At 54.3% G+C, this 5,774-nt stretch carries 2 tRNA genes and 3 rRNA genes; all 5 read left to right on the top strand.

Going from position 1 to position 5,774, the window contains the following annotated elements:
* Positions 1-298 precede the first annotated feature (298 nt).
* The 5 genes from ACQGNJ_RS00175 to rrf all read left to right on the top strand — a co-directional run bounded on the left by ACQGNJ_RS00175 (position 299) and on the right by rrf (position 5,671).
* Positions 299-1,843: ribosomal RNA gene (locus tag ACQGNJ_RS00175) — 16S ribosomal RNA — on the top strand.
* Between the two features lie 195 nt (positions 1,844-2,038).
* Positions 2,039-2,115 (top strand) — tRNA-Ile (locus tag ACQGNJ_RS00170).
* A 17-nt stretch (positions 2,116-2,132) separates the two neighbouring features.
* Positions 2,133-2,208 (top strand) — tRNA-Ala (locus ACQGNJ_RS00165).
* A 211-nt stretch (positions 2,209-2,419) separates the two neighbouring features.
* Positions 2,420-5,301, top strand: a 23S ribosomal RNA gene (locus ACQGNJ_RS00160).
* A gap of 256 nt (positions 5,302-5,557) precedes the next feature.
* Positions 5,558-5,671, top strand: a 5S ribosomal RNA gene (rrf, locus tag ACQGNJ_RS00155).
* The 16S, 23S and 5S rRNA genes sit together here with 2 tRNA genes alongside, the layout of an rRNA operon.
* Positions 5,672-5,774: the final 103 nt, after the last annotated feature.

Raw genomic sequence — 5,774 nt, 5'->3', positions numbered from 1 at the left:
ACCTCGAAAAAAGCGTCACCGAGGGTGTTGACGGTAGGGAAAAGCGATGTAGAATGGGCGGCTCACCTAGGACGAAACGTCTTGGGGCGCAAACCGGAAACGGGATGCAAGCGAACGATCTTTGACAGTGTGCGCAGGTGAATTGTGTGGACGTCTTGTGTTGAATGGGTCATGACCTGTCCAAGCAATGCAAGCGTCCAATGAAAGAAAAAGTCAGTAATGAGTTTTGATTTTGTTGGGACTAACGCTTCGGAAAGATAGATGGCTTTCGTCCGCAAGGATGAGGTTGTCGAAAACTTAAGTGAAGAGTTTGATCCTGGCTCAGATTGAACGCTGGCGGCATGCCTAACACATGCAAGTCGAACGGCAGCACAGCAGTAGCAATACTGTGGGTGGCGAGTGGCGGACGGGTGAGTAATGCATCGGGACCTACCCAGACGTGGGGGATAACGTAGGGAAACTTACGCTAATACCGCATACGTCCTACGGGAGAAAGCAGGGGATCTTCGGACCTTGCGCGGTTGGACGGACCGATGTGCGATTAGCTAGTTGGTAAGGTAATGGCTTACCAAGGCGACGATCGCTAGCTGGTCTGAGAGGATGATCAGCCACACTGGAACTGAGACACGGTCCAGACTCCTACGGGAGGCAGCAGTGGGGAATATTGGACAATGGGCGCAAGCCTGATCCAGCAATGCCGCGTGTGTGAAGAAGGCCCTCGGGTTGTAAAGCACTTTTATCAGGAACGAAATACCACGGGCTAATACCCCATGGGGCTGACGGTACCTGAGGAATAAGCACCGGCTAACTTCGTGCCAGCAGCCGCGGTAATACGAAGGGTGCAAGCGTTAATCGGAATTACTGGGCGTAAAGGGTGCGTAGGCGGTTTGTTAAGTCTGTTGTGAAATCCCCGGGCTCAACCTGGGAATGGCAATGGATACTGGCAAGCTAGAGTGTGTCAGAGGATGGTGGAATTTCCGGTGTAGCGGTGAAATGCGTAGAGATCGGAAGGAACATCAGTGGCGAAGGCGGCCATCTGGGACAACACTGACGCTGAAGCACGAAAGCGTGGGGAGCAAACAGGATTAGATACCCTGGTAGTCCACGCCCTAAACGATGCGAACTGGATGTTGGTCTCAACTCGGAGATCAGTGTCGAAGCTAACGCGTTAAGTTCGCCGCCTGGGGAGTACGGTCGCAAGACTGAAACTCAAAGGAATTGACGGGGGCCCGCACAAGCGGTGGAGTATGTGGTTTAATTCGATGCAACGCGAAGAACCTTACCTGGCCTTGACATGTCCGGAATCCAGCAGAGATGCAGGAGTGCCTTCGGGAATCGGAACACAGGTGCTGCATGGCTGTCGTCAGCTCGTGTCGTGAGATGTTGGGTTAAGTCCCGCAACGAGCGCAACCCTTGTCCTTAGTTGCCAGCACGTAATGGTGGGAACTCTAAGGAGACTGCCGGTGACAAACCGGAGGAAGGTGGGGATGACGTCAAGTCATCATGGCCCTTACGGCCAGGGCTACACACGTACTACAATGGTCGGTACAGAGGGTTGCAATACCGCGAGGTGGAGCCAATCCCAGAAAGCCGATCCCAGTCCGGATCGGAGTCTGCAACTCGACTCCGTGAAGTCGGAATCGCTAGTAATCGCGGATCAGCTATGCCGCGGTGAATACGTTCCCGGGCCTTGTACACACCGCCCGTCACACCATGGGAGTGGGTTGCTCCAGAAGGCGTTAGTCTAACCGCAAGGAGGACGACGCCCACGGAGTGGTCCATGACTGGGGTGAAGTCGTAACAAGGTAGCCGTATCGGAAGGTGCGGCTGGATCACCTCCTTTCAAGAAACGACGGCGTGATGCTTTCACGCAAGACGTCCACACAAGACACCTGTACTTCACGCGACATCCTGTCGCGAAGAGCGTAGATCAAGACCGTCCATCGCTGGACGGACTCTTCATCGACAGCGGCTTCGAATCTGGCTTTAGATAGTTTCCAGGTAGCTTGGCTCGCGGGTTCTGGGGTTCATCCTTCATGGGTCTGTAGCTCAGGTGGTTAGAGCGCACCCCTGATAAGGGTGAGGCCGGTGGTTCGAGTCCACCCAGACCCACCATATTCCAAGGGTTCCTTGGGGCCTTAGCTCAGCTGGGAGAGCACCTGCTTTGCAAGCAGGGGGTCATCGGTTCGATCCCGATAGGCTCCACCATGGTTCGATCTGACGCGTGAAGTATCAGCACACACAAGATTTTTGAAATCACCCGGCATTGAGGCCGGTGTGATGTTCTTTGAAAACAAAGTAAACGAGTGACAAGCGTCTTGGTTCGACACCGAACCGAGGCAAGTGACAAGGCACGAAAACGAAGTAACTTGGCTGCACCTGATGAGGGTGCATGCCCCGAGGCGACTTGGGGTTATATGGTCAAGCGACTAAGCGTATACGGTGGATGCCTTGGCAGTCAGAGGCGATGAAGGACGTGGCAGCCTGCGAAAAGTGTCGGGGAGCTGGCAACAAGCTTTGATCCGGCAATGTCCGAATGGGGAAACCCACTCCGCAAGGAGTACTGCATGGTGAATACATAGCCATGCAGGGCGAACCCGGGGAACTGAAATATCTAAGTACCCGGAGGAAAAGAAATCAACCGAGATTCCCTGAGTAGCGACGAGCGAACGGGGACTAGCCCAAAAGCACATTATGTTTTAGTCAAACGGGATGGAAAGCCCGGCCATAGATGGTGATAGCCCAGTCGACGAAAAGGCATTTTGTGTGAAATTGAGTAAGGCGGGGCACGTGAAACCTTGTCTGAACATGGGGGGACCATCCTCCAAGGCTAAATACTACTGACTGACCGATAGCGAACTAGTACCGTGAGGGAAAGGCGAAAAGAACCCCGGAGAGGGGAGTGAAATAGACCCTGAAACCGTATACGTACAAGCAGTGGAAGCCCGCAAGGGTAACTGCGTACCTTTTGTATAATGGGTCAGCGACTTACTGTCTGTGGCAAGCTTAACCGTATAGGGGAGGCGAAGAGAAATCGAGTCTGAATAGGGCGCATAGTCTCAGGCAGTAGACCCGAAACCGAGTGATCTATCCTTGGCCAGGTTGAAGGTGCGGTAACACGCACTGGAGGACCGAACCCACATCTGTTGCAATAGATGGGGATGAGCTGAGGATAGGAGTGAAAGGCTAAACAAACTCGGAGATAGCTGGTTCTCCTCGAAAGCTATTTAGGTAGCGCCTCGGACGAATCTTCCTGGGGGTAGAGCACTGTTATGGCTAGGGGGTCATCGCGACTTACCAAACCATGGCAAACTCCGAATACCAGGACAGACTATCCGGGAGACACACGGCGGGTGCTAACGTCCGTCGTGAAAAGGGAAACAACCCAGACCCGCAGCTAAGGTCCCAAAGTCATAGCTAAGTGGAAAACGATGTGGAAAGGCATAGACAGCCAGGAGGTTGGCTTAGAAGCAGCCATCCTTTAAAGAAAGCGTAATAGCTCACTGGTCGAGTCGGTCTGCGCGGAAGATTTAACGGGGCTAAGCTATGCACCGAAGCTCGGGGTGTGCACATTTATGTGTACGCGGTAGAGGAGCGTTCCGTAAGCCTGTGAAGGTGGATTGTAAAGTCTGCTGGAGGTATCGGAAGTGCGAATGCTGACATGAGTAACGATAATGGGGGTGAAAAGCCCCCACGCCGAAAGCCCAAGGTTTCCTCGCGCAACGTTCATCGGCGCAGGGTGAGTCGGCCCCTAAGGCGAGGCAGAAATGCGTAGTCGATGGGAAGCAGGTTAATATTCCTGCACTTTTCTACAGTGCGATGTGGGGACGGAGAAGGTTAGGTCTACCGGGCGTTGGTTGTCCCGGGGAAAGGCGGTAGGCATGGGTCTTAGGCAAATCCGGGACCCTTTATGCCGAGCACCGAGACGAGCCCTATTGGGCGAAGTGACTGACACCACGCTTCCAGGAAAAGCCACTAAGCTTCAGCTGTAGAAAAACCGTACCGTAAACCGACACTGGTAGGCAGGGTGAGAATCCCAAGGCGCTTGAGAGAACTCGGGTGAAGGAACTAGGCAAAATGGCACCGTAACTTCGGGAGAAGGTGCGCCCATTGACGTGGTCACGTGCGTGACTGAGCGTCGATGGGTCGCAGTAACCTGGCCGCTGCGACTGTTTATCAAAAACACAGCACTCTGCAAACACGAAAGTGGACGTATAGGGTGTGACGCCTGCCCGGTGCTGGAAGGTTAATTGATGGGGTCAGCCGCAAGGCGAAGCTCTTGATCGAAGCCCCAGTAAACGGCGGCCGTAACTATAACGGTCCTAAGGTAGCGAAATTCCTTGTCGGGTAAGTTCCGACCTGCACGAATGGCGTAACGACAGCGGCGCTGTCTCCACCCGAGACTCAGTGAAATTGAATTCGCTGTGAAGATGCAGCGTTCCCGCGGCAAGACGGAAAGACCCCGTGAACCTTTACTATAGCTTTACACTGAACGTTGAGTTCTTCTGTGTAGGATAGGTGGGAGGCTTTGAAGCGCAGACGCCAGTTTGCGTGGAGCCATCCTTGAAATACCACCCTGAAGTGCTTGACGTTCTAACCTCGGCCCGTAATCCGGGTCAGGGACCGTGTATGGTGGGTAGTTTGACTGGGGCGGTCTCCTCCCAAAGAGTAACGGAGGAGCACGAAGGTACGCTCAGCGCGGTCGGACATCGCGCACTGTGTGCAATGGCATAAGCGTGCTTGACTGCGAGATCGACGGATCAAGCAGGTACGAAAGTAGGTCATAGTGATCCGGTGGTTCTGTATGGAAGGGCCATCGCTCAACGGATAAAAGGTACTCCGGGGATAACAGGCTGATACCGCCCAAGAGTTCATATCGACGGCGGTGTTTGGCACCTCGATGTCGGCTCATCACATCCTGGGGCTGTAGCCGGTCCCAAGGGTATGGCTGTTCGCCATTTAAAGTGGTACGCGAGCTGGGTTCAGAACGTCGTGAGACAGTTCGGTCCCTATCTGTCGTGGGCGTTGGAGATTTGAGGGGGGCTGCTCCTAGTACGAGAGGACCGGAGTGGACGTTCCGCTGGTGTTCGGGTTGTCATGCCCATGGCATTGCCCGGTAGCTACGAACGGAAGTGATAACCGCTGAAAGCATCTAAGCGGGAAGCACGCCCCAAGATGAGATCTCCCGAGAGCTTGACTCTCCTTAAGGCACCATCAAGACTAGGTGGTTGATAGGTCAGGTGTGGAAGTGCAGCAATGCATTGAGCTAACTGATACTAATGAGCCGTGAGGCTTGACCATATAACCCCAAGTGGCTTTGTTTTACGCAGGTCCCTCTGCGAAGCTACCGACCCTCCATGGCCGGACTCTTCGAAAGAGCGATTGTGCCGCGACATTTGTCCAAAGTTCGATAGCGAAATATCACCTCGACGCTTGTCACTCGTTTACGATTTATCCAACGTGAGTTTCCACTCACGGGAGAGTCTGGTCGGCTTTATCGACCGGGCTTTCCACGAAGAATGTGGAGCCGGCGCCAACGCGCTGCTCCCACCCCTTCCCTGGCGGCCATAGCGGCGTGGTACCACCTGATCCCATCCCGAACTCAGAAGTGAAACGCGCATGCGCCGATGGTAGTGTGGCTTTGCCATGCAAGAGTAGGTCACCGCCAGGGGCTTTATCCTGAAACACCCTCACCGGAAACGGTGGGGGTTTTTCTTTGGTGCGGTGGCGACCACAGGTCGCGACCCGCAACAGGTCACCGCCAGGGGCTTTAT

Source organism: Rhodanobacter ginsengiterrae, from assembly GCF_050026815.1.
GTDB lineage: Bacteria > Pseudomonadota > Gammaproteobacteria > Xanthomonadales > Rhodanobacteraceae > Rhodanobacter > Rhodanobacter ginsengiterrae.
Note: the sequence above shows the minus strand (reverse complement) of the source record. Positions and strands in the feature narration are given on the sequence as shown.